This window comes from Streptomyces sp. NPDC057474 (assembly GCF_042802555.1).
Taxonomy (GTDB): Bacteria; Actinomycetota; Actinomycetes; order Streptomycetales; family Streptomycetaceae; genus Streptomyces.
The window spans coordinates 1-22,540 of sequence record NZ_JBHVDX010000174.1 but is presented as its reverse complement, the minus strand read 5'-3'; the positions used below and the strand labels follow the sequence as shown (position 1 = coordinate 22,540).

18 protein-coding genes and 10 pseudogenes are annotated in these 22,540 nt (G+C 68.8%); 16 read left to right on the top strand and 12 right to left on the bottom strand.

Features of this window, described 5'->3' with window-relative positions; genetic code table 11:
• The first annotated feature begins 154 nt into the window (after positions 1 to 154).
• The 4 genes and pseudogenes from ACFU53_RS34860 to ACFU53_RS34845 all read left to right on the top strand — a co-directional run bounded on the left by ACFU53_RS34860 (position 155) and on the right by ACFU53_RS34845 (position 1,234).
• Positions 155 to 436: a hypothetical protein gene (locus ACFU53_RS34860; RefSeq protein ID WP_384001676.1), complete on the top strand. Its 282-nt coding sequence runs from the start codon at positions 155 to 157 to the stop codon at positions 434 to 436.
• Positions 403 to 660 (top strand): annotated as a pseudogene (locus tag ACFU53_RS34855) (DUF2975 domain-containing protein); the annotation flags it as partial. The gene ACFU53_RS34860 and the pseudogene ACFU53_RS34855, both read left to right, overlap by 34 nt.
• Positions 649 to 918 (top strand): annotated as a pseudogene (locus ACFU53_RS34850) (transposase); the annotation flags it as partial. The pseudogenes ACFU53_RS34855 and ACFU53_RS34850, both read left to right, overlap by 12 nt.
• Positions 911 to 1,234 (top strand): hypothetical protein, encoded by a 324-nt coding sequence (locus ACFU53_RS34845; RefSeq protein ID WP_384001673.1) that lies wholly within the window; start codon positions 911 to 913, stop codon positions 1,232 to 1,234. The pseudogene ACFU53_RS34850 and the gene ACFU53_RS34845, both read left to right, overlap by 8 nt.
• A 98-nt stretch (positions 1,235 to 1,332) precedes the next feature.
• On the opposite strand, the gene ACFU53_RS34840 is transcribed toward ACFU53_RS34845, so the two are convergent.
• Positions 1,333 to 2,205 carry a class I SAM-dependent methyltransferase gene (locus ACFU53_RS34840; RefSeq protein WP_384001670.1) on the bottom strand — a complete coding sequence of 291 codons (873 nt, stop codon included), beginning with the start codon at positions 2,203 to 2,205 and terminating at the stop codon, positions 1,333 to 1,335.
• Positions 2,206 to 2,426: 221 nt separating this feature from the next.
• Here ACFU53_RS34840 and ACFU53_RS34835 point away from each other — a divergent pair, with 221 nt between their 5' ends.
• Positions 2,427 to 2,639 (top strand): hypothetical protein, encoded by a 213-nt coding sequence (locus ACFU53_RS34835; RefSeq protein ID WP_384001667.1) that lies wholly within the window; start codon positions 2,427 to 2,429, stop codon positions 2,637 to 2,639.
• 426 nt (positions 2,640 to 3,065) lie between these two features.
• On the opposite strand, the gene ACFU53_RS34830 is transcribed toward ACFU53_RS34835, so the two are convergent.
• The 3 genes from ACFU53_RS34830 to ACFU53_RS34820 all read right to left on the bottom strand — a co-directional run bounded on the left by ACFU53_RS34830 (position 3,066) and on the right by ACFU53_RS34820 (position 7,481).
• The gene (locus ACFU53_RS34830) at positions 3,066 to 4,250 is read right to left on the bottom strand and encodes an IS701 family transposase (protein ID WP_384001664.1); all 1,185 of its coding nucleotides are present in this window, start codon (positions 4,248 to 4,250) and stop codon (positions 3,066 to 3,068) included.
• A gap of 194 nt (positions 4,251 to 4,444) precedes the next feature.
• Entirely contained in the window at positions 4,445 to 6,358 is a 1,914-nt protein-coding gene (locus tag ACFU53_RS34825) for a hypothetical protein (protein ID WP_384001661.1), read from the bottom strand.
• 163 nt (positions 6,359 to 6,521) lie between these two features.
• Positions 6,522 to 7,481 (bottom strand): 5'-nucleotidase, encoded by a 960-nt coding sequence (locus ACFU53_RS34820; protein WP_384001658.1) that lies wholly within the window; start codon positions 7,479 to 7,481, stop codon positions 6,522 to 6,524.
• A 478-nt stretch (positions 7,482 to 7,959) separates the two neighbouring features.
• On the opposite strand from ACFU53_RS34820, the pseudogene ACFU53_RS34815 reads away from it, so the two are divergent.
• The 3 genes and pseudogenes from ACFU53_RS34815 to ACFU53_RS34805 form a co-directional block, all read left to right on the top strand.
• Positions 7,960 to 8,112: pseudogene (locus ACFU53_RS34815) on the top strand (ATP-binding protein); the annotation flags it as partial.
• A 113-nt stretch (positions 8,113 to 8,225) separates the two neighbouring features.
• Positions 8,226 to 8,396 (top strand): annotated as a pseudogene (locus ACFU53_RS34810) (MOSC N-terminal beta barrel domain-containing protein); the annotation flags it as partial.
• Positions 8,397 to 8,571: 175 nt separating this feature from the next.
• Positions 8,572 to 9,075 carry an MOSC domain-containing protein gene (locus ACFU53_RS34805; RefSeq protein WP_384001656.1) on the top strand — a complete coding sequence of 168 codons (504 nt, stop codon included), beginning with the start codon at positions 8,572 to 8,574 and terminating at the stop codon, positions 9,073 to 9,075.
• Positions 9,076 to 9,370: 295 nt separating this feature from the next.
• Here the strand turns inward: ACFU53_RS34805 and ACFU53_RS34800 are convergent, their stop codons facing one another.
• Positions 9,371 to 10,009, bottom strand: coding sequence for a TetR/AcrR family transcriptional regulator (locus ACFU53_RS34800; protein WP_384001653.1), 639 nt, complete (start codon positions 10,007 to 10,009; stop codon positions 9,371 to 9,373).
• 459 nt (positions 10,010 to 10,468) lie between these two features.
• Between ACFU53_RS34800 and ACFU53_RS34795 the strand changes: the two genes are divergently transcribed.
• Both ACFU53_RS34795 and ACFU53_RS34790 read left to right on the top strand, forming a co-directional pair.
• Entirely contained in the window at positions 10,469 to 11,803 is a 1,335-nt protein-coding gene (locus ACFU53_RS34795) for an MFS transporter (protein ID WP_384001650.1), read from the top strand.
• Positions 11,800 to 13,020 (top strand): FAD-dependent monooxygenase, encoded by a 1,221-nt coding sequence (locus tag ACFU53_RS34790; protein ID WP_384001647.1) that lies wholly within the window; start codon positions 11,800 to 11,802, stop codon positions 13,018 to 13,020. Before ACFU53_RS34795 ends, ACFU53_RS34790 begins: the two co-directional genes overlap by 4 nt.
• A gap of 31 nt (positions 13,021 to 13,051) precedes the next feature.
• Here the strand turns inward: ACFU53_RS34790 and ACFU53_RS34785 are convergent.
• Both ACFU53_RS34785 and ACFU53_RS34780 read right to left on the bottom strand, forming a co-directional pair.
• A pseudogene (locus ACFU53_RS34785) lies at positions 13,052 to 13,317 on the bottom strand (ABC transporter permease); the annotation flags it as partial.
• Between the two features lie 141 nt (positions 13,318 to 13,458).
• Positions 13,459 to 14,058: pseudogene (locus tag ACFU53_RS34780) on the bottom strand (flavoprotein); the annotation flags it as partial.
• Between the two features lie 153 nt (positions 14,059 to 14,211).
• On the opposite strand from ACFU53_RS34780, the gene ACFU53_RS34775 reads away from it, so the two are divergent.
• Complete coding sequence (locus tag ACFU53_RS34775; RefSeq protein WP_384001644.1) at positions 14,212 to 14,988, top strand: GNAT family N-acetyltransferase; 777 nt, start codon at positions 14,212 to 14,214, stop codon at positions 14,986 to 14,988.
• 540 nt (positions 14,989 to 15,528) lie between these two features.
• Here ACFU53_RS34775 and ACFU53_RS34770 read toward each other — a convergent pair.
• Positions 15,529 to 15,756: pseudogene (locus tag ACFU53_RS34770) on the bottom strand (DUF6009 family protein); the annotation flags it as partial.
• Between the two features lie 104 nt (positions 15,757 to 15,860).
• On the opposite strand from ACFU53_RS34770, the gene ACFU53_RS34765 reads away from it, so the two are divergent.
• The gene (locus tag ACFU53_RS34765; RefSeq protein WP_384001641.1) at positions 15,861 to 16,148 is read left to right on the top strand and encodes a hypothetical protein; all 288 of its coding nucleotides are present in this window, start codon (positions 15,861 to 15,863) and stop codon (positions 16,146 to 16,148) included.
• A 103-nt stretch (positions 16,149 to 16,251) separates the two neighbouring features.
• Here ACFU53_RS34765 and ACFU53_RS34760 read toward each other — a convergent pair whose 3' ends face one another.
• The gene (locus tag ACFU53_RS34760; RefSeq protein ID WP_384001638.1) at positions 16,252 to 16,755 is read right to left on the bottom strand and encodes a hypothetical protein; all 504 of its coding nucleotides are present in this window, start codon (positions 16,753 to 16,755) and stop codon (positions 16,252 to 16,254) included.
• A 260-nt stretch (positions 16,756 to 17,015) separates the two neighbouring features.
• Here ACFU53_RS34760 and ACFU53_RS34755 point away from each other — a divergent pair, with 260 nt between their 5' ends.
• The 3 genes and pseudogenes from ACFU53_RS34755 to ACFU53_RS34745 form a co-directional block, all read left to right on the top strand.
• Complete coding sequence (locus ACFU53_RS34755) at positions 17,016 to 18,221, top strand: NAD(P)/FAD-dependent oxidoreductase (RefSeq protein WP_384001635.1); 1,206 nt, start codon at positions 17,016 to 17,018, stop codon at positions 18,219 to 18,221.
• Positions 18,218 to 19,147 carry an RNA polymerase sigma-70 factor gene (locus tag ACFU53_RS34750; protein WP_384001632.1) on the top strand — a complete coding sequence of 310 codons (930 nt, stop codon included), beginning with the start codon at positions 18,218 to 18,220 and terminating at the stop codon, positions 19,145 to 19,147. The genes ACFU53_RS34755 and ACFU53_RS34750 overlap by 4 nt, the downstream gene beginning before the upstream one ends.
• A gap of 145 nt (positions 19,148 to 19,292) precedes the next feature.
• Positions 19,293 to 19,514, top strand: a pseudogene (locus tag ACFU53_RS34745) (recombinase family protein); the annotation flags it as partial.
• 75 nt (positions 19,515 to 19,589) lie between these two features.
• Here ACFU53_RS34745 and ACFU53_RS34740 read toward each other — a convergent pair.
• From ACFU53_RS34740 to denD, 3 genes and pseudogenes are all read right to left on the bottom strand, one after another.
• A pseudogene (locus ACFU53_RS34740) lies at positions 19,590 to 19,739 on the bottom strand (IS5/IS1182 family transposase); the annotation flags it as partial.
• 91 nt (positions 19,740 to 19,830) lie between these two features.
• A complete protein-coding gene (locus tag ACFU53_RS34735) occupies positions 19,831 to 20,325 on the bottom strand; it encodes a hypothetical protein (RefSeq protein WP_384001629.1) in 495 nt (164 codons plus the stop codon).
• A gap of 695 nt (positions 20,326 to 21,020) precedes the next feature.
• Positions 21,021 to 22,070, bottom strand: coding sequence for a D-erythronate dehydrogenase (gene denD / locus ACFU53_RS34730; protein WP_384001627.1), 1,050 nt, complete (start codon positions 22,068 to 22,070; stop codon positions 21,021 to 21,023).
• Between the two features lie 173 nt (positions 22,071 to 22,243).
• Between denD and ACFU53_RS34725 the strand changes: the two are divergent.
• Positions 22,244 to 22,387, top strand: a pseudogene (locus ACFU53_RS34725) (transposase); the annotation flags it as partial.
• Positions 22,388 to 22,540: the final 153 nt, after the last annotated feature.

Below are 22,540 nucleotides of genomic sequence, written 5' to 3'. Positions count from 1 at the left end.
GGGGTGAACCCGACGGTTCACCCCACCGCCGTCAGCACCTCCCCACCGCCGTCAGGTTCTGGTCCGACGCCAACCCCTCGTGGTAGAGCCGAAGTTCCGTCGTCCGAGCCACGTCTTCGGCAGGGTCACCGGGCCGCCGCCCATCCCCGGCACGATGCCGAAGGCGGCAGCCCGTCCGGCGCTTTCCGCCCCGGTCCTCGCAGAGGGCGGGCAGAACCCCCGGTCCGCCCGCGAACGGGACGACGACACCATCGGCCACGCCCACATGTGCTCGGAGTCGACGCCCGGCTTCGACCCGAAGTGGTGGGAGGTCACCAGGTCCGCGTGCAGCAGGACCTGGGAGCCCTCGGGCAGGGCGGCGCGCACCGCCGCTACGGCGGTCGCTTGGAGCGAGCGCGCGCGGACGGGCCGCTCCCGCTGGCCCCGCTGCGCGTGATCACGATTCTGGGCATCGTGTCGGTTCAGGTCGTCCTGGTCCGAGTAGGACGGCTGGTGACAATTGCGCGACGCGGAATCGGGGTCTCCCCTGCCACCTTCCGGCTACGTGGACGGCATGATCGGCGCAATGGTGGCGGATGCCCCGTCTTGTTCACGGTCAAAGACCCCAACGCGCCGGGCCAGCGGGACGATCCCGGCGTCACCGTCATCATGGGCGGGGTGACGCGGCCGTTCTGGGGGCGCGCCTGGCGGGCACCGACGGCTGGAACCCGGCCTTTCCTCGGCCTGGCCGTCGGCAAGACCACTCACCACGGCCACGGACTCACCCCGGCCGGCAAGAAGGTCCACGACAAGCAGCTACCCAACAGCGAGCCGAAGCTGCGGGCCGTCTTCCACAAGCTCAAGGCGAAGTTCGGCACCGTCCTGGTGATCGTGGACCAGCCCGCCTCCATCGGCGCCCTCCCGCTCACCGTTGCCCGCCTGGGCCCGCAAGGTCGAGGACGGCATCGAGACACTGACCACCACCGTGACCGTCACCGAACCCGGCGAACACGTCCTGCGGCTCTTCATGGTCGCCCCCGCGATCGCCGTGGACCAGATCGCCGTGGACCAGATCGTCGTCGAAACCGCGGACTGCCTGTCACCTACCTCGCGCCGCCGGAGAGTCACCACCGCTCCTTCAACTCCGATGCCGTGCCGGAAGCGGCCCTGGAGTTGCCGGACACGCCGGGCCGGTTCCGGGCCGGACAGTGACCATCGGGCGGCGGGGCGATGCCTCCGGCACGCCGGCCGATGATCGCACGACCGGCGATCCCGCACCACCACGCACGACGGACGCCGCGACGGCCTGCCCTCGGCCGGCCGCGGCGTCCGTCCTCGTGCGCTGTCAGGCGGTCACGCCGTTCGAGCGGTGAACAGCAGGTACTCCCACTCCATGGCCGTGCTGCCCGCCCCTTGGTCGTGCCGCCGGGCGAGTTCGGCGAGGTCGCGGTCCAGCGCGGCCGTGCGGGCGGGGTCGTCGGCGACGGCCCGGTAGGCCGCGATGGTCGGACCGTAACGCGCCTTGAAGTAGTCGCGGAACTCCTCGGGGCTCTTGAAGCGGTCGACCAGCACCGTCTGTTTACGTGCCTCGACGTCCGTGACCCGGTCCCCGAGCAGGGCGCGGACGTGCGCCTCGTCCCCCCACAGGGGCGGAGGCTGCGCACCCGGCGGGGGCGGCGGCATATAGGGCTTCATGGTGGCGAGCATCTGGCCGAGGAAGCCCTCGGGCGTCCAGCTGAGCAGGCCGATCGTGCCTCCGGGGCGGCAGACGCGTACCAGTTCGTCGGCGGCGGCCTGGTGATGCGGGGCGAACATGACCCCGACGCAGGACAGCACCGTGTCGAACTCGTCGTCCTCGAACGGCAGCGCCTCGGCGTCGGCCTGTCGCCACTCCACTTCGACGCCCCGCTCCGCCGCGAGCCGCCGTCCGGCCTCGAACAGCTCCGGAGTCAGATCGCTCGCCACCACACTCGCGCCGGCCAGCGCCGCGGGAATCGCCGCGTTGCCCGAGCCTGCCGCCACGTCCAGCAGCCGCACGCCCCGGCCTTCGGCGTCGGAAGCCCCTGTCTCGCTCCCGCCGCGCAGTCCACACGCCTCGACCAGGATCGGGCCCAGTTCGGGGATGATCTCGGCGGCCACGGCTGGGTAGTCACCCTGCGCCCACATCGCCCTGTGCTTGGCCTTCAGGGCGCGGTCGGCCTCGACCGGGTCGGGAAGTTCACTCACGACAGTTCTCCTTCTGCGCACGTACGCGGAACCAGGGCGACGGTGACGGAGCGAGCGAACTCGCCGCACACCACGGAACGAAACGGTACAGAACGGAACAGAGTCTAGGAACGGGGTACACCGTCTCCTAGTACCAGATCTGTACCGGAGCGTCAGCATTCGCCACCGTCGGGCTGCTGCCGGCCTGGTTCTTCCGGCCATGGGGACCTACTCTGCGCGGCGTGGGGTCCCCGTACCGCCAGTTCTGTCCGGTCGCCAAGGCCGTGGAGCCGCTCGACGTGCGCTGCACGCTGCTCGTCGACCGTGCGCTCGTGCTCGGCAGCCCACGTGTCGACGAGTTGCGCCGCGGTGCGCCTCGGATGTCCCCACGCTGCTGGGAGAAGCGGACCGAGGGCACAGACGTGCAGTACGTACTGCTCCTCGACGGGGCTTGAGCCGCCTCCGACGATCGAGGCGCTCGGCGTCTTTGGCACGCGCTGGACCGGACGGTTCGGGAACGAGAATCTCGACCCGAATCCGCTGCTGTGGGACCTGCACCGGAACGTCGTCCGTGACGCCGTGGCGATGCGGGCGGACGGTGGCCCGGTTCGGCCTCTCCCCTGACGCCAGGCGGTGGCGTCGGTGCTGTCCACCCGGCCCTGCGTCACCCCGGACCTGTCTTCGGTGGCACGGAGGGCCCTGCGCGCCAGTGCATCTAGTACTGCAACGGTGCTTGTTCTGAGTGCTGGGCAGGTTTCACGGGCTGTGTCCGCGTCGTTTGTAGTGACTGGCTCGGGCTTGGTGTTGGCGTCGTTGGCGCCATGTCGACCAGTGCAGGATGTGGTCGACTGGGGTGGGGCGGCGGCCGGTGAGGCGGGTTATCAGTCGTCGTATCTCGGCGAGGCTGAGGTGGATGAGCTGGGAGGATCCGTTTCTGCTTTCTCCGTGTCCAGTTGGCGGGCGCGCAGGACGGTGAGGCAGGCGTGGGCGGCCATGGCGAGGGTCATGTGGCGGTGCCAGCCGGGATAGCGGCGGACCTGGTAGTCGTCCAGGCCGCATTCCTGCTTAGCGGTCTGGAAGCACTCCTCCACTGCCCAGCGGCTGCCCGCGATGCGGATCAGCTGGTCCAGAGTGGTGTCGGCGGGACAGTAGGCGATGAAGTAGGAAATCTCCTCGGGACGGCTGACGCTGCGGCGGGCGATGACCCAGTGCCGGCGGTCTTCGCGGTGCCAGGGCCTCACCTCGACGCGGGCCCAGTCGAAGATCCGCCGACCATGTGCCCCCTCACCGCAGGAACGACGCTTCCACTTCTGCCGTGGCAGGCCGGGAAACAGGTCATGGACGGGATGGTCGATGGACCAGCGGGTGACGACGGTGTCGTGCCGGGTTGTGGCCATGACGTGGAAGACATCGGCCTGCTCCAGCTCGAACCACCAGCCCTTGCTGTAGCCGTAGGCGGCATCCGCTGTCACCCACCGAAACGGGATCCGGTCCGCGATGGCCTTTCGGACCATCGCCTTGGCCATGACCACCTTCGTTTCGAAAGCGACCTCGTCGCCGATGCCGGCCCGGCGGCAGCGTTCCCGGTCGTCCGTCCAGGACGTGGGCAGGTACAGACGGCGGTCGATCAGTGTGCGTCCACGGCCGGTGGCGTAGGCGAGGAAGACGCCGATCTGGGAGTTCTCCGTGCGGCCGGCGGTGCCGGAATACTGCCGCTGCACTCCTGCCGAGCGGGTGCCCTTCTTCAGGAAGCCCGTGTCGTCGACGATGAGCACCGCCTCCCGGTCACCGAGGTTGTCGACCACGTAGCGGCGCACATCGTCGAGGACCTCGTCGGCGTCCCACTCGATCCGGTTCAACATCCTCTGGATACGGTCCGGGCCGGCATGGCCGGCCTCCTCCGCCAGCGTCCAGCCGTTCTTCCGCTGCAACGGAGCGATCAGGCCCCGCATATAGGCCAGCGCCGACTCCCGCGGCTCCGACCGGCTGAACCGGTGCATAAATCGCCCGTGCACCGCATCCAACTCACTCGCCCACACACGCACATCAGCAAGGTCCCCACCCATAACCACACCAACGACCGAGCTGGTCAGCAGTCACGGTAGACACCGTTGCAGTACTAGTGAGAGGCCGCCCACGGCCACCGTATTACGAGCACTTCCGATACACACGCGCTAGTGGGACCAACTTGAGCCGTCCGGGCGGGGGTCTGGGGAGTTCAGGGTCGGACCGCCACGGCCGCCGTGCGGGGTGCCGGTGTTCAGCACCGGGCTGCCGCGGCCGCCGCGGCCAGGATGCGGTGCAGGACGGGGACCGGAATCGCCGGGTTGGTGACCGCCGCGCCTGCCGTGTCGCGGTCGTGCAACAGCCCGGCCAGGACGCGGGCCGGCAGCCGCACACTGCGCATCACCGTCCCGCGGACGTGGGCCGCCGGGTCGTTCAGCAGCCGCACCGCGTCGGCCTGTGACAGCCGGGGGTCCTCGGCCGCGCGGCGGCGTACCTCGGCTTCGGGATCCCGTGCCAGGCGTGCGACGTCAGCCGGTGTCGACTCCGGATCGTCCAGGGCCAGGCGGCGCATCCGCCCGCTGGGGTCGTCGGCGTAGCGCAGCAGGCCCGCACGGGGGAAGTTGGGGTGGCTACGGGGGCGGTCCGGGTGAGTGAAGCTGCCGTCCCACCAGCGCCAGACCTCCAGCAGCATGTCGGCCGGCGCGTCGTCGCACGATTCGGCGAGGAACAGGCGGACCGTCCGGTCGTCGTCCCGCGCCAGGCGCGCCACGACATCCGGCGGGAGGTGCCGGGCTCGCGCCACACTGCGGCGGACCAGCGGGTGGGACGACGCGGCGAGACGGCGCATCGCGTCGGTGTCGCCGTGCAGGTCATCCACCCAGGGCAGGGTGTGCGACATCAACGTCGCATCGAAGTCGTGGCGCACGGCGGCACGTTGCTCCTCGGTGAGGTCGGGGCGCAGCGCCACCGCGGAGCGGATGTCGTCCTGAGGGTCCTCCGCCAGCACGGCGACGCCGTGCGCGCCCAGGCCCGGGTTGGCGGCCAGCGCCCGGCGTGCCTCCGCGTCCCCGTCCCGGACCAGCTCCGCCTCCAGCTCGGGCGCGAGGCGGCACCGTTGTAGCGCCCGCCGCGGGTCGGGCAGGGCGGCGAAGACCTCTCGCGGCATGGGGACGCCGGCGTGGTGGGCGAGCAGCGCCGCCGTACGCACCGCAGCGTCAGCGTCGGCCAGTAGCCGCTCCCGCGGTGGCGCGGCGAGGTCCTCCCACCGGGCGCAGGCAGCTACCCGCACCCGGGGATCGGCGTCGGCCGCCAGGCCCGGGAGACGGTGGGCGGGGAGCCCGGGGAGTTCGGCGGCCAAGGCGCGGGACGGGCCGGCGAGGAGGTCGTCGTACAGGTCCTCGGGGAGTTCGGCGCCCCACCTGCAGGCATGCTCGGCCCAGAGCACGCGCCGACTCGGTGAGGGCTCGGCACGGACCAGGCGTACCCACTGATCGGACGTGAGCTTGGGTCGGAAGGTGTCGGCGGGCCTCGCGCGCACCCGTGAATCGGGGTGCGAAAGGGCGGCGTCGAGGACGGCGGGCCGATCGCAGCCATGCAGGAAGCCCTCCGCCACATCCAGCAGCCGGATCAGCAGTTCGTCCGGCGCGGCCGGATTGGACCCGATCCCCTCCGCCCAGTGCAGAGGCCACGCATGTCGGCCGGGCACCGCTGCCCACACCTCGGCGCGCTCGACCTCCGTCTCGCGCCCGGCGGCCGCGGCGGCCTCCTCCAGCCGCTCCGGCAGTCGGTCCAGGGCCGTCGCCCGAGGCGCGTCAACGCCTGGCACCTCTCCCAGAAGTACCTGTCCGTCCAGGGAGAGCGCCACGAACCCGGGGCTCCCGGTCAGCCCCGGCACACCGGCGCCGGCGTATCGGACGCGGGTCCACCAGGAGTCGTTGCCGCCGATCCTGTGTCCGAGGACGGCCACCAGGAACTCGCCGTCGGCATCTGCGAGGCGGCGCCACCACGCGGCGTCGAGCGCTTCCCGGGCCGCGCCGTCCGGCGCCGCGATCCCCCGCGCGATTCGCCAGCCGACCTCCGGCGGGAACAGGCTCCCAGGGCGCATGTCCTCGACAGCCGTAAGTCCGGCGCGTGAAAGCAGTTCGTGGAGTTCCTCTCGGTGTTGCACGCGGTCATGATCCCCGCCGACTCACGGTGGGACAAGGCCCTCAGCGGCATAGGGGGAAGGAGCCGGACGCTTCATCCGCGCGACAGTCGGAGCGAGCCCCGCGCCGACGGCACCGCCTTGGCGACCTGGGCGTTTCGCGGCTCTGCCCTGTCCAGGGAGAGGCTCATCGCTGCGCTTGCTCAGGTGCCGAACCATCCGGTGCGTTTATCTTCCCAAAAGGGACATGCACGCTGGGCGTGCTGCGGGCGGTTCCGGTCAGGTGACCTACCTGGTCGTCGAAAAAGATGTGGGGCTTGAGGACCTCCATGATCGTGCTCTTGTCTATGCCTCCGAGGAAGAAGGCGTTGTTGACGGTCACGCCCCAGTTCTTCAGGCTGCGCACCGAGCGTTCGTGAGCAGGTGCGTCGCGGGCGGTGACAAGGGAGACGTGGACGCGAATCGTGTAGTCGGCGTCTCCTGCCCGTCGCTCCTCTTCACGCCGCTGGAGCATGTTCACGCCTGCGAGAAAGTCCCGCAGAGGGCCTGGATCGTGCGGGGTGGCGGCGTTCGTCGTCTCGTGGAAGCGGAAGCCCTCAATGCCGTCGGCTTGGTAGACCTGTTCCGAAGCATCGTCAGCCAGGACTCCGTCGAAGTCGAAGGCGATCCGCAGATCCTGGTCATCGCCCTCATCGGCCACGGCTGGACCGATGACGCGGCCAGCGGGCAGCCCGAGCGTGACGGCCTCACGAACGTCGTCCTCGTTCGCGGACAGAAACAAGGACATGTTCAGGGCGGGCATGAAGCGGTACGGCGAGCGGCCCTGCATGAAGATCGCCCGGCTGATCGGCAGGCTGTGGGACTGGATCGACCGCATGACCCGCAGCCCGGTGTCGGGATCATTGCGGGACAGGATGATGACCTCGACCAGGGGGTCCTCGGGTGAGAGGTCGTTCAGGGACAGCAGCCTGCGGATGAAGGGGAAGGCGACCCCTTTCCCCAGCGTGTCGTCCACGTGCTCCTCCTGGTAGGCGCGGTAGACCTCTTCTCCCTGATCACGGAAGACGGCGTCCGCCTCCGTCAGGTCGAACAGAGCACTGGAGGCGATACCGACGACCAGGCGATTCCTGAGTTCGTAGACGGCCACGGCGTCCTCCCCGGCACTGATGCGCACACACGCCCCAACATGGTAAGTCGGCGCACGCCACGAGGACGGCCGACGCCGGGGGCCCTCCGAGGCGGAAGTCGTGTCGGGCCCCTGGCTGCTGAACGCCCCCAACTCACGCGACGCCCGGAAATACCCTGTGGACTCCGACGCCGGGGGGGAGCCAGCCTGGTGATCAGGACTTCCCGGTCGGGCATGGCGACCGCGCCGTCGTTCTTCGCTGCGGCGGCCTGGTCCCGCCGCTCGTGGAGTCCCGCATCGTCGAAAGCGACGTCCTGGTTCCTCAACCCGTGTATCAGGCCCCGTAGTTGCCCGATGGTAGGACTCTTGGCCGCAATCCCGAGACGACTCGGGAGCGACGCGCTCATGTGGGTGCCCCGAGCGCCCCACCTGGCCATACCTACACGCGAGCCGGGTCGTCCCGCCTACGTCGTGACCGATCCCGTATGGCCATCGCCTCTTCCCCTCGTGGACCAAGACGTTCACCGATCCCCGGCTCTGCGCGGCCATCGTGGACCGCCTCACTTTCGGCGGCAACATCATCGAGACCGGCAGCGACTCCTACCGCCTCGCCCATACCAAAGCCAGGCAGCAGTCCCACGCGAGTGCCTGACCTATGCCGACGTACATGTGAACGCGCCCAGCCACGAACGGGTGGCATTAGAGACGCCGCCCCCCTGATCTGAAACGCACCCGGGGTGGTGTGACAGCGCCCATGATTGATCCATGGGAACTGTGATGGCGTTACGCCGGTACCCGGTGAAGTCCATGCTCGGCGAGGCTCTGACAAGTGTGGCGATCACCGAACGCGGGCTGCACGGAGACCGAGTGTCCGCCGTCCTCGACGAAATGGGCACGGTCGGCAGCGCCAAACACCCCCGCAAGTGGGGCCCGTTGCTCCGCTGCCGCAGCAGACTGACCAGCACCGACACGGTCATGGTCGAACTGCCGGACGGAATCGTCCTGTCGGCCGGAGACCCTGACCTGGACGCGCGGCTATTCCAAGCTGCTGGGCCGCCACGTTTCCCTGTCGGACACCCCACCGGAGCACGGCGGCGCGCTCGAGCGGGCAGTGCCCGAATACGAGGGCGGTGTCCCGGACGCCATTCGGAGCACAGCAACCACCGACGCCACTGGAGCGGCCATCACCTCCAGTCAGGTCGCACCGGGGACCTTCTTCGACTACGGCACAGTCCACCTCGTCACCACAGCCGCCCTGGCACGGCTGCGGGCCACGCACCCCACCGGAGACTTCGACCCGCGCCGCTTCCGGCCCAACCTGGTCATCGACACACCCGACGGGCCAGGCTTCCCCGAGGACGCCTGGATACATTCCCACCTGCGCATCGGCGACGCTCTCTTCCGGGCCGTGGTGCCCACACCCCGGTGCGTGATCCCCACGCTCGCTCAGGATGAGTTGCCAGCCGACCCCGGCATCATGCGCGCGGTCGCCCGCGAGCACCGCATACCGGTCTTCGACCTGGGCCGACTGTCGTGCGTCGGGATTTACCTGGACGTCCTGGAACCTGGCACGGTACGGATCGGCGACTCGGTCACCGGACTGGGCAGCTCGTAATCAGTAGTGACGGCTTGCTCAACGCGGCGAAAAGCAGGCTACGACGACCGCATGATGGGGCCAATCGACTCGTTCACGACGGCCCTCGAAGATCGCTAATCGGGGCCACAGGACTCGTTCCGCTGGGGCCATTCGACACGTTCGAAGCCACCCTCCCCTCCCCGTCGGTCGAGTGGGAGCCGGGGCACCGCCCGCCGCAACAAGTCCCCCTCCTCGTCCGGCACCACCCACTTTCGAGGATCCCCGCATCAGCGGGCAGACGCGTGCTGGCGGCGCACTGTTCTGGTACGCGGCCTCAGCTCTGCACGGCCCGGTACGCCCGGAGAAAGGTCCGCACTCCCTCGACGATCAGTGGCCGAACGCGGGTGTCCTCCGCCGCGTTCGCGGAACCCAGCCTGTCGAGCGCGACTCCGAAGGTCAGCGCGATGAACTGGTCAGCCGCGAGTCGGGCGTCGGGGACGTCGAGCAGCCCGGCCTCGGCGAAGGCGGCGAACCGCTCGGCAAGAGCCTCGTCAGGGGTGTCGGCCATGGGGTTTTCACCCCGGTCCGGCAGGTGGGCGGATTGGGCTCGGACCAGTCGTCGCAGAGTCGCGTACTCCGCCGAGTCGAGCATGTCGGTCGCGATGCGCATCGAGAACGTGACCAGTACGTCCTCAAGGTCGGCGGCTTCGGTGCGGTCGGTGAGGGTGTGATCGAGGATGCGCCGGATCGTAGTGATCAGTGACTGGCCGATGGCATCGACGACTGCGTGCAGCAGCGTCTGCTTGTCACCGAAGTAGTCATAGACCGTCCGCTTGGACACTCCCGCCCGGGCGGCGACCGCGTCGACGCTGGACCGGTCGAAACCGTCGGCGAGGAACAGTTCCCGGGCCGCGGAGAGGATGGCAGCCCGCTTCTGCGCGGACCCCTCGCGCAGTGTCTTCGTGGTCGACATGGCCATACCTTAACCTGACTACACTGCACAGTGTAGTGTAGTCGTGGGGGAGGCAAGGTCGTTCTGCAGTCAGGTCACGGGCACGGTCGTCACAGCGGCAAGAGCACGGAATCTGGAGGTCACCCACGCTTCCACCGCGTATACGCCGACAGCGGCGGGCAGCAGACAAGCGCCCCGGCATGCTCCGTACCGCACACGTACACCCGCTCCGCCCGCCGGAACCACCTCAAGGACCACCTGGGTTCCCGCCGGACGAACTCGGCTCTGTCCACCAAGCCGCCTGCACACCGCGCCCGCTGAGCGGCTGCGGCATTCGCACCAGGCCCTGCAAGGCAGCAGCGCTACACGCGCCGCCGACCCCGTACCCGCCCGCCTACGAAAAAGAGGACGTTCGTGGCAACAACCACAGCCCTGGCTCCCCCGGTTCTCATAGGGAAGGCCGCCGTCGCAGCTCTCGGCATGCTGGCAGTCGCCACCGGGGCCCTGGAGTCGGTGGTGACACCGACACTCCCGCTGTTACAACGCGAGTTATCGATGAGTCCTGTCCAAGGGGCACTCCTCAGCATCACGATGCTCATCACCGGTGCCCTCGTCACGCCCATCGCAGGCAACCTCGGTGACCGCTACGGCGGGAAAAAGATCATGCTCCGGCTGATGGCGGTGGTCTCGGTCGGTGGTCTGGTGTCCTCGCTGGCACCGAACCTGCCGGTGCTGCTGCTCGGTCAAGTACTGGAGGGCGCGATGGTGGGCGCGATGCCCCTCTCCTTCATCCTGGTACGAAAGAACCTCCCGACGGAACAGTCCCAGGTCGCCATAGGGGTGGTCAGCGGCTTGTTCGTGGGCGGCGGCATGCTGGGTACGCTGATCGCCGGGCCCATCGCCGAAGGGCTGTCCCGCCACTGGATGTTCGCGATACCGACCATCGCCATCGTCGTGGCGACCCTGTTCGTCCACAGGCTGATGCCGGACGATCCGCCGGCCCGGTCGGACGCAAGGATCGACTGGCCCGGCCTGGTTCTCCTGAGCGGTGTTCTGCTGACGCTCATGTTCGGGCTCTTCATGGCGCCCGAAGCCGGCAGCCAGCCACTCGCACTCAGCGCCCTCGTCGTGCTCCTGGCCCTCCTCGTGACCGGATGGATCGCCGTGGAACGCCGGTCACCCTCGCCGATGGTCGATCTGGACCTGCTGGCGAAGCCTGCGATCTGGAGTTCCTATGCGATCACGTTCGCCGTCTGTGTAGGCACGGCTACGTCCATGTATCTCGTTCCGCAACTGCTCGCGGTATCCGCCGACGGGTACGGCTTCGGGGCCAGCGCCACCAGCATCGGGCAGTACCTCTTGCCCGGCACCGTCGCGGGAGCGATCAGCGGACCGCTCGGCGGGCTCGCGGCACGGCGTTTCGGCTCAAGTGCCGTCGTCACCGCCGGAATCGGCATCATGACGGCCACATTGGCCGCCATGGCGTTCGTGCACTTCGAAATCTGGCACCTCGTCGTCGGCAAGGCACTGATCGCCCTGGCCAGCGGTGTCTGCGTCACGGCGATAGTCGTCAAGACCGCCACCTCTGTCGATCACGGCCACACCGGCACCGCGACCAGCCTGGTCCTGGTGACGCGCGTGATCGGCATGGCCGCAGGCGCACAGATCAGCGCCGCCTTCCTCACCGCCGGAACCCACCCCGGGACGGATGACCCGGCCGAGTCGGCCTTCGTCACCGGTTTCGCCATCGCCGGCGCCGTCACGGCCCTGTCCCTGCTCGCCGTCCGTACCTTGAACAAGGGAGTCAAACAATGACCCTCACCGGCCAGTTGACGAATACCCGTACCACGCCGAGGCGCAAGGTCCTCGTTTCGGGGGCCGGCGTCGCCGGGACCGCTCTCGCGTTCTGGCTGAACCGCTACGGATACGCAGTCACGGTGGTGGAGAAAGCAGGCACGTTACGGAGTGGTGGCTACCCCATCGACGTGCGCGGCACCGCTTTGGAGGTCGTCCGCAGGATGGGGATCCTGCCACAGCTGCAGGAGGCACACACCGACTCGCGTCGGTTCACCTTCCTCGACGGGGATGGCCGCGAGGTGGCCTCGGTCAACCCGCATACCGTCGTCGGCAGTGTCGCCGGACGGGACCTCGAAGTGCGGCGCGCCGATCTGACCGAGGCTCTTCACACGGCGGTCCGCGACGACGTGGAGTTCCTGTTCAACGACTCCATCGACACCCTCGACCCATTCGACCACGGCGTCGATGTCACCTTCCGCGCAGGCAGCAGACGTACATTCGACATGGTGTTCGGGGCTGACGGCCTGCACTCACATACCCGGGAGCTCCTGTTCGGCACCGAAAAACAGTTCCACCGATACCTCGGGTACTGCTTCGCCGTGTTCACCATGCGCAACACCTTCGGCCTCTCCCACGAGATCACGATGTGGAACACCCCGGGCAGAGCCGCGGCTCTCTACGCCGTAGGGGACGACGACGAAGTGCACGCCTTCCTGAACTTTGCCCACCTTGACCCGCCATCCGACGGGTTCCGTGCCCCAGAAGCCCAACGGAACCTGTTCGCCACGACTTTCGCCGACGCGGGATGGGAAGTCCCGGGCATGATCGCCGCCATGCGCGACGCGGATGATCTGTTCATCGACGTGGTCAGCCAGATCCGCATGCCTCGCTGGTCCAGCGGCAGGGTCGCGCTGGTGGGCGACGCCGCGTACGCACCCTCGTTCCTCACCGGACAAGGCTCCAGCCTCGCCCTCGTCGGCGCGTACATGCTCGCCGGATCCCTGGCCGGCCGGGACGCCGCCGCGGGGTTTGCAGCCTACGAACACGAGACCCGCGCATTCGTGACCGTGAACCAGGATCAGATCGGCAAGGGCGGCGCCACGCTCTTTCCCACCACCGTTCAAGCCCTGAAACAGCGCAACGACATGCTGCGCAACCTCAGCACCATGCCCGCCACGGTGGGACGACCAGCCCATTCAGCCCTCGCCCTGCCCGAATTCACGTCCACGAGATAACTGCGGGCACGCGCGGCGATGAAGGTCACACGGCGAGGTATCCGAGCTCTGGGGTCCAGCGTAGGGCCAGGAGAAGGCGGCGACCACGGTGACGCTCCCGTCCGGAACGAGGACCGACATGCGGACGACACCGCACCAGAAGATCGCGCGATGCATGACCAGGGCGAGCCCCATTCCGAGGGCCAGTTCGATCGTCACGGACACGGCGGTGACGAACGGCGTGCCCCAGAAGGCGTACCACCAGAAAGGGGAGGACGGCACCGCCCCATATTCGCTCAGACCCACGCCTCTGGCCCGGCCCTTCTGCATGAGCGGGTGGCGAAAATCGAACTCGCGCTCTCAACCAGAAGCGACGGTACTTGAGCCACGGTGCCGTGCCGACGAAGGCGGCCGCGTCAGCGGTGACGCCGCGCGCCCGCGCTCAACGGCGCCGGGAGTTCAGCAGCCGCCGGACGCGGCTGCAGGGGCGTCGATGCCGATCTGCAGGGTGGCCGGGGCGGCGCAGCAGCCGCCGCCCTCGCTGCTCTGGGTGGCGCCGGGGCCGTCGAACAGGCCCGCGCCGCCGCAGACGCCGGTCTCCGGCAGGGGCAGCTCGACGCGCTCGGCGGCCTCGTGGTCCCCGGCGAGCGCAGCGGACCTGCTCGTAGCCGGTCATCGCAAGGAACGTGGGTGCACGGCCGTAGGACTTCATGCCGACCAGGTAGACGCCCTGCTCGGGGTGGGCGAGCTCGTTCACGCCGTGCGGGTAGACCGTGCCGCAGGAATGGACGTTCGGGTCGATCAGCGGGGCCAGCGCGGTGGGTGCCTGGGGGCACTCGTCGAGTCCGAGGCGGAGCTCGGAGAGGAAGGACAGGTCGGGGCGGAAGCCGGTCAGGACGATGACCTCGTCGACCGGGTCCGGGGGCCGTCCTCGGCGACGAGGACGAGCAGGTCGCCTTCGCGGTCCACGGACTGGGTGAAGAAACCCGCCTGGGTGCGCGGCCACCGCAGAGGGGCAGATCCGGAAGGTGTGGTCAGCGGCAGCCCTATACCCAGCGCAGGCAGGAGTCGGCCTGGAACAGGTCACGGCTGACGGGCCGGTGATGGAAGAGCTGCACAACCTCCCAGCGTCACTGCGCCCCCGCGCGGACCCCGCGCCCGGGCTGCGGGAATTCGTTTGTGCGGCTTCGCGTCCGGTGCTGCAATGCGCGCATGGACCATGACCAAGTGCTGCTCCTGTTCGATCGCCAGATGCGCCGCGACGTCCCACCAGACCACGCTGGGATGCGCGTCGAGCGCGTGGCGAGAGTGGTCCGCCAGAGCGGCGGGCCGGACGACTGGAACGGCATCATGTGGTCGGACCTCGACGCGTCGAACGCAGACGCCGCGATCGCCGAGCAGGTGCGGCACTACCGCGCACTCGGGGTCGAGTTCGAGTGGAAGACGTTTGCGCACGACACCCCCGCCGACCTCGGCGAGCGGCTGCTGCGCGCCGGGTTCACGGCCGAAGACCCCGAGAGCCTGATGATCGCCGAGGTCTCCGAGCTGTCCACCGTCGTCGAATGCGCCGAGGACATACGGCTCGTGGACGCTACCGACGAAGCAGGCATCAGGCTCGCGGTCGAGGTGCACGAGGCCGCGTTCGGCACAAGCGGCGAGCGGCTGCGCGGCCAGTTGCTCGACCGGCTGGCGCACAACCCCGGCAGCTTCGTGATGACCCTGGCTCTGGTCGGTGACCGGCCCGTCGGAGCGGGCCGGATCGAGTTCACTCCGGGCACCGACTTCGCGGGCCTATGGGGAGGCGGCATCGTCGCGGAGTTCCGCGGCCGCGGCCTCTACCGGGCACTGGTGGCCCACCGCGCCCGCCTCGCTGCCACCCACGAAGTACGCCACCTCCAGGTCGACGCAATGCCGACGAGCCGCCCGATCCTTCAGCGGCTCGGTTTCAAGCGGCTGAGCACGACGACGCCGTACGTACGCAGGTTCTGAGACGTGTCCGGGAAGCTGACCCCACCGCCCACCGCCCACCGCGGACACGGCTTCTGCTGCTTCACGGCACTGTCGATTGTCGGGGGCGGGCCTGTCGCAGAGCCATGCCCTGATACGTAAACTCGCCGTCTCGTGCGGTCGCTCGATGATCCGCCGCGTCCTCTCGTCTCCCAGCGCCCACAGCACGACCAGACTCGCCTGGGGCCGGAACACGAAGGCGACGACGAGCAGCGCGTTCTCGCTGTGCACACCGCGAGCCAGGCACAGTGAGGTCAGACGCGCGTTCCAGCTATGGCACCGGGTCCGCTCTGGGAGCGAGGCGTTTGGCTTCAGGAACGAGAACTGGCCCCACTCTCGCGCGGGTTATGGCCCCACCTGGCGGCTCCGATGGGGTTGATCGGGAATGAGCATTGGCCCCACCCCGGACGTAGCTGGCCTGGTCTGCGGGTGGGGCCAGAACTCGCTGGAACTGCCTCCCGCGAAACGGCGGTGGGGCCGGCGCTCGTCCGTAGGTGGAGCCAGGAGTCGCTCCCGAAGCCAAGGCGTTTTCTCGCCGACCTTTTGACCTCGATGGTGCGGGAGTCGACGGCTTCTCCGGGGTCGCCTTCTTGGTAGAGGCCTTCGGGTTGGGCGTCGCGGTCGTGTGGGAGGAGGAAGAAGACGCGTGGCGGTACAAGCCGCTGTCGGGGTCGGCTTCGGCGTGGTCGTCGAGTTCGGCGTAGCGACCATGCGGCCGTCGCGGGCGTAGCGGGGTTTGTTGCGGCGGCGGGGTCCGCCAGGTCGTCCGCTAACACCTCGCCGCCCTTCGCGCGGGCTCCGCCGAACCGGTCCGGGCCGACATCCCCAGCCCTCGCAAGATCACCTCGTGGATCATGCGGCCCCGGGAGACGCTCACCGAAAGCCAGGACGAACGACTCCTTCAAGTCCGGCTCGCCTGCCCGGGCATCACCCGGACCTGCGATCTCACCCGGGCGTTCACCGACCTGATCCGCCATCAGCGCGGATACCTGTCGCTGGAGTGGATCCGGCAGTCCGAGCAGGACGCACCGAAGCCCATGAAGAGCTTCGCGGGCTTCCTCCGCCAGGACCTCCACGCCGTCACCGCCGGGCTCACCCTTCCACGGAGCTCCGGGGTAGCCGAAGGCCACGAAACCGCGTGAAAACACTTAGGCGAGCTATGTAAGGCCGAGCCTCGTTCGAACTCCTCCGGGCCCGGATCCTCACCCAGCCGTGAGCTGCAACGACCAGCCCGAAGGCCTGCCCTCACTGCCAGAGGTCAGCTCCGTCGCGCCCGCTGGGATCCATTGTCAGGAAGTCTTCATGCAGGCCCGACAGGGCTCGCCCGGTCGGGGAGCCATCTTCGCCCGACTCCATGACCACCCAGCCGGCCTCCACGCCCGACACGTTCACATCGCTGCCGGCGTCCAGCTCGTCGAGTGTCGCGAACACCGCCTCATAGGCAACGGCTCGGACCAAACGAACAAGGTCCTCCCTGTCCGCCCCCGCGGCAAGAAGGCGTTGCGCGGCGGGCAGTCCATCGAGCGAGACCGGGTCGGACCAGCCGTCGATCGCGCCTCGCCACAGGCTCCGCAGCAGCACGAATCGCGCTAGTCGCGGAAGGTCTTCCATGACCTCCGACTTGATCAGGTCGACAGGATCGGCCACGCCGAGGGCGCTGAACTGTGCACGCAGCGACTCCGCGGCGGCCTTCTGCGGCAGGTCCAAGCTGTTCAGCCATTCCTGCCATGCTGGTTGAGTATCACTCACCGCAACAGCATGTCCTACGGTCGGGACCACGGCCGATCGGTGCGTCTCTCTGCTGGCGCACCAGGCACAGTGGTTCACGGAACTGCGGCCAGAGCCGTGGAATCTCCACCCCTGCTCTTGGCTCCAGTTGGTTGCGCGCTCAGCCACGGGGCGGGATCGCCCACCAAGCAGTCTGTGTCGCACATCACATCGACCTCATGTCACGGACGGGCAGGCCGCTTGCATCCAGTGGTCGTCAGCAAGCGGAGAAGGGCGGAACGATGAGCGCACAGCACGAAGCCGGCAGGGCCACCACACACCGCGTTCTGATCCTGGGGGCGGGTTACGCGGGCATGTCTGCGGCCATCCAGCTCGCGGCTCGGGTCAAGAGGTGCGAGGACGTGCAGGTGACCCTGGTGAGTACCCAGGAGCAGTTCACCGAGCGGCTGCGGCTGCACATGACGGCGACCGGGCAGCAGCTCGCCGAGCTGAACATCCCGGAGCTGTTGGAGGGTACGGGCGCGCAGTTCGTGCGCGGTTGGGTCACAGCGGTGAACGCGGACGCAAAGACGGTGCGGATCGACGACGACCGGGTCCTGCACTACGACACGCTCGTGTACGGATTGGGCAGCGTGGCCGACGCGGCGGCGGTGCCGGGCGTCGCGGACCACTCGTACACCCTGAACAGCCCCGAGGACGCCGAGGTGCTGGCCGACCGGCTGACCCGGCTCGGCAGCGGCACGGTGGTGGTCGCCGGCAGCGGACTGACCGGCGTCGAGTCGGCCGCGGAGATCGCCGAGCGGCACCCGGAGCTGAACGTCGTACTGCTGGGCCGGGCCGAGCCCGGTGCGGCCCTGACCCCGAAGGCCAGGGCGCATCTGCAGTCCGCCCTCGACCGGCTGGGCGTGACGGTGCGCAGCGGGGTCGAGGTGGTGAAGGTGCTGCCCGGTTCGGTCGAGCTGGCGGGCGGGGAGAGCCTTGCCGCCGATGCCGTCCTGTGGACGAGTGGTACGAGGGTGTCACCGCTGGCGGCCGCCGCCGGTCTAGCCGTCGACGAGCGCGGACGCATTGTCACCGACACTGCGCTGCGGTCGGTATCGCACCCCGATGTGTACGCCGTCGGTGACGCGGCCGTGATCCGCCAGGGCTACGGGGTCATGCACGGCACCTGCCAGGGCGGGATGCCGACCGGTGTGCACGCAGCGGTGTCGATCGTCCGCACGCTGAAGGGCAAGCAGCCCAAGCCTTTCCGCTTCGGCTATTACCACACGCCGGTGAGCCTGGGCCGGCACGACGCGGTCGTGCAGTTCACCCGCCCCGACGGCAGTCCCCGGAAAATTCATCTGACGGGCCGTACGGCTGCCTGGTACAAGGAGACCGTGAGTGCCGCACCCTGGCCGACCTTCGGCCGTATGAAGAAGATGCCCGCCTCGGGCGCGTTCTGGCCGCGTGGCGGCCGCTTCACCCGGATCCGGGGCGCCCGGTGACCCATCCGTACCCCGACTCCGACCAGCGGGTGTTCCACGAGCACCGCAACCTGCTGTTCTCGGTGGCGTACCGCATCCTCGGCACCGCGGCCGACGCCGAGGACGCGGTCCAGGACGCCTGGATCAAGTGGTCGGCCGCCGACCGCTCGCAGGTGGCCGACCCCAAGGCATACCTGACGCGGATCGTGTCGAACGTGGCCCTGGCACGGCTGCGCTCCACCCGGCACAAGCGCGAGACCTACGTGGGCCCCTGGCTCCCAGAGCCCATCCTCACCAGCGGCGACACCGCCGAGACCGTCATGGACGCCGAGTCGGTGTCGATGGCGATGCTGGTGGTGCTTGAGACGCTGAGCCCGCTCGAGCGCGCCGTGTTCGTGCTGAAGGAGGTCTTCGACTTCAGTCATGCCGAAATCGCCGAGGCGGTGGAGCGTTCCGAGCCCGCGGTGCGGCAGGCGGCACACCGCGCACGTGAGCACGTACGGGCCCGGCGGCCGCGCTTCACCGCGAATCGCTCACGGCAGCGCGAGGTCACCAAACGGTTCTTCGCCGCCGCCACCGGCGGTGACGTCAACGCCCTGATGGAGCTGCTGTCCCCGGACGTCACCCTGTGGACCGACGGCGGCGGCAAGGTCCGACAGGCCCTGCGTCCGGTTGTGGGCGCCCAGACGGTGGCTGCCTGGTTCGCGGCCATCGGCACCGTCACCTACCAGGGCATCGAGCCCGCCGACATGAACGCCGAATTGGTCGAGATCAACGGGGGCCCGGGCATCGTGTTCAGCGGACCGGGTCGACCGGGCCGCGTGATCGCCACAGTCACCCTCGATTTCGACGCTGACGGCCGCATCACCACCATCCACAACGTCGCCAACCCCGACAAGCTCCAGGCCATCGCCGACGGCACCACTTACGGCGTCGGCACGCACTGAGCCCGGAAGCGCAACCCGCCCTCGGCCTGGCAGCCGAAGGCCGGCCCGTCAGGGACGTCCCCAGGCCATCGCGAACCGACGCTGGGAAAGCACCCCTCAACCGGTTGTGGTGCGGCCCGCACCCTGAGAGGCCGGACGGACCCGCCTGGTCACCGAGATCGGGCTGGACCATGTCGGTCTCGTACTGGGGATCGAGATGTCCCGTCTGGCCCGCTCCGGCAGAGACTGGTACCAGCTGATCGAACTGTGTGCCCTGTCGGGCGCGGTACTGGCGAACACCGACGGGGTCTACGACCCGGCCGAGTACAACGACAGGCTGCTGCCGGGGCTCAAGGACACGATGATCGAGGCCGAACTCCACCTGATCAAGCACCGGATGTGGAGTAAGGGCGTGCAGATCGTGCGGGAGGTAGGCCCACTGGCAGCCGGTCCGGCCCTGCTAGAGGATCGCGTTCACGATCTCCCGTATCGCACAGGCGCCCTGATGGCCGCTGACCGAGCGATGCCGGCCTTCCCATGCCGTGATCACCGGCTCGATCAACGACCACTGCCCATCCCATAAGTCGCTTGGTTACGGCTTGCGTTCACTCACCCCGCCACCCCACCGGACCACCAGACCACCAGACCACCAGACCACCAGACCACCAGCTGCGGACCAGCGGATTCCGCCCGCACCCACACCATCAGGCGACGACAGAAACACGCAAAGTCGTACGGAGCGCGCGATCGCGACGGCATCGCCGAGCTGATGGAGACGCCGACCGTCCGATGGCCATGCTCGCTATCACTCCGGGCCTGCTGCTCATCTTCATGGTGTCGGGGCCGTCTTCGGCGCCGACGCGGCAAGCACCGGGCGGAGAACTGAACATGGTGTTCGGCTGGGCGCGCATCGTCGTCATACGCGTGCTGCCCGCCCGCCAGAAGACGGTGGGCGGGCAGCACGGTGTTCGCCCACGGGTCAGCCCGCGCGGACAGAGGCTCCGTAAACCTTGCTGTGGACGCAGCACGCTCACGTCGTGGGTGGGGGCTGGCCAGGCCTGGATGAGGTGCCACTCGGTGACTTCGTCGGGGGCCAGGTCGATGGCGGTGTCCCGGCCGCGCGCGTGGACGTGCAGCCGGTAGTCGCCCGGGCCGGCGAAGGACAGGACGGGCAGGTCTTCGTCCAGGTCGGCCATCATGCCGCGGACCATGCTCGCCGGAGACGGAGTGTGCGGAGACTTCGACGATCTCCGGCCAGTCGCCCTGGTCGGGTGCGGGTTCGGCCTCATGGAGGCTGACCGTGACGTCGACTTCGCCGGTGTGGATGCCGGTCATGACGATGACGGTGCCGTCGGCGGAGCGGACCAGGCCGTTGTGCCTACGGTCCAGGTCCGCTCCGGTGGCACCGTCCTCGTCGCTGATGTCGAACTGGTGGTACGCGACCAGGACGAGTCTGCTGCCCCGTTCGACCTCGTCGCTCATCTCGTCATGTCCTTTGCCGCAGAGCATGGTTACTTGATCCAGACCAGAAGCCGGTCCATCTCGGCCCATGGAGGTGATCGCCGGTTGCAGCCCTCTGGAGCTCGACGTGCTCAGACAGCATTCTGCGGTTGCTCAACGGGTTCGCGGGGAGCCTGGTTTTCTGCGGGCACACGGTGGATGATCCAAAGCTTGCGATGCCGGGCGGCCAGGAAGGCAGAGAGCGCAAGCAAGAGCGCCCCGGCCATCACCATGAGTGCCACTGGGCAGGGCGGAGCCGGTGCACCAGATCACCGCATCCGCAGGGGCTGTAGTGCCGTCGCGCCGCAGACGAGGGTCGTTCCGGATGAATGACCATGGCGATGCAGCGGGCAGCCCGTGCCGTAACTCGGGGAGGTCCGGAAGGAAGATCTAGTCAGTCCATAGACTGGCCCAGCTGTCCCGCTGCGCGCGACGGGTCGGCCAGGACCACGTCGGGGTGGTCGGCGAGGTAGTCCCGCACCACCGATGCGAAGCTCGGGTCGGGTTCCAGTCCGAGCCCGGCGGCGCGTGCGTTGTCGAAGGCGGAGGGCCACGAGCCCACGATGGCCTCGACGGCAGGATCTGGCGTGATCGTCACCAGGTCGACGACGGCGTCGCCGACCAGTCGGCGCAGCGTGGCCAGCATCTCGGCGACCGAGACCGTGAGCGCCGGAAGGTTGACCGGCAGTCCGCCGTCGAGTTGGCCCCTCTCCACTCCGCGGTCCACCTCCGCGATGCGGAGGATGGCCTCGACTGTGCGTCGCGGCGAGGCCAGGGCCACCCGCAGTTCGGGATGTACGGGGCAGATCGCCGGGAGGCCCGCGAGGGGCTCGCGGATGATGCCGGACAGGAAGCCGGAGGCGGCCGCGTTCGGCTTGCCGGGTCGCACCGACACGGTCATCAGGCGGGCGACGCGTCCGTCGATGAACCCGCGGCGGGTGTAGTCCGCGATCAGTTGCTCGCAGACGAGCTTCTGGATCCCGTAGCTCGACTGTGGCGTGGGCAGGGTCGACTCGCTGACGACAGGCGGGAGTGGGAGCGCCGGGTCGGAACCGTAGACCGCCACGCTGCTGGAGAACACCAGGCACGGCTTCGGCCCGCCGGCGGCCGACTGGGCCCGGGCGCCTTCGAGGAGCGCGCGGGTGGTGTCCAGGTTGGCGGTCATACCGAGGTCGAAGTCGGCCTCGCACTCGGCCGAGACGGCGGCGGCCAGGTGGATCACCACGTCCACCGGCTCTGCGAACACCTCGGCGAGGCGGTCGATCAGGTCGCCCTGCACGATCTCCACGAGCGGGTCGGACGCCCACTGCGACTCGGACGGCACGATCCGGTCGGCAAGCACCAGACGATCGATCGGTGCCCCTCGAAACGTCCGCGTCCTGAGCAGCGTGCCGGTGACCTGGCGTCCCAGGAAACCGAAGCCACCCGTGATGACGATCCTCATGCGATGCCTCCCCCGTAGTCGGATCTGGGAGTGCAGCATGCCCACGGAGCGGATACACGAACGAGCCCGGGCCAATTGGTCCGTGTGACTGGGCACTCGAGTTGGCAGTGCTCGCCAACTGGAGTGCATGCCAGATGTCGGGGACACCTGGAAGCCAAATTCCCCAAGGCCACGACCTGCTCGCCTGCGCCGCCTTCCCGCACGAGATATGGCGGCAGATCTGATCCAACAACCCGCAAGAACGGCTCAACAAAGAGATCCGCCGACGCAACGACATGGGCGCGATCGTCACTGACCGAAGGGGTGAGGCACGTGTGCGTGCCCGGGACCGTGGCGTCGCCCCGGGCGCTCGGGTCTGGCGTCGTACCGTCGATCTGACGTCCGCGCCCCGCAGGGTGCGTGCCGTCGACCAGGCGATCACGTCCGACAGGGGACCTGCCGTCGACCGCGCAATGCGCCGCGCCGAAGAT

Bases quoted from the DNA above. Each gene is read 5' to 3' on its own strand.
- ACFU53_RS34790 (WP_384001647.1), top strand. From the start codon at position 11,800: ATGACCCTCACCGGCCAGTTGACGAATACCCGTACCACGCCGAGGCGC.
- ACFU53_RS34860 (WP_384001676.1), top strand. From the start codon at position 155: ATGCCGAAGGCGGCAGCCCGTCCGGCGCTTTCCGCCCCGGTCCTCGCA.
- ACFU53_RS34755 (WP_384001635.1), top strand. From the start codon at position 17,016: ATGAGCGCACAGCACGAAGCCGGCAGGGCCACCACACACCGCGTTCTG.
- ACFU53_RS34765 (WP_384001641.1), top strand. From the start codon at position 15,861: ATGCGGCCCCGGGAGACGCTCACCGAAAGCCAGGACGAACGACTCCTT.
- ACFU53_RS34735 (WP_384001629.1), bottom strand. From the start codon at position 20,325: ATGATGGCCGACCTGGACGAAGACCTGCCCGTCCTGTCCTTCGCCGGC.
- ACFU53_RS34800 (WP_384001653.1), bottom strand. From the start codon at position 10,009: ATGTCGACCACGAAGACACTGCGCGAGGGGTCCGCGCAGAAGCGGGCT.
- ACFU53_RS34795 (WP_384001650.1), top strand. From the start codon at position 10,469: ATGCTGGCAGTCGCCACCGGGGCCCTGGAGTCGGTGGTGACACCGACA.
- denD (WP_384001627.1), bottom strand. From the start codon at position 22,070: ATGAGGATCGTCATCACGGGTGGCTTCGGTTTCCTGGGACGCCAGGTC.
- ACFU53_RS34775 (WP_384001644.1), top strand. From the start codon at position 14,212: ATGGACCATGACCAAGTGCTGCTCCTGTTCGATCGCCAGATGCGCCGC.
- ACFU53_RS34830 (WP_384001664.1), bottom strand. From the start codon at position 4,250: ATGGGTGGGGACCTTGCTGATGTGCGTGTGTGGGCGAGTGAGTTGGAT.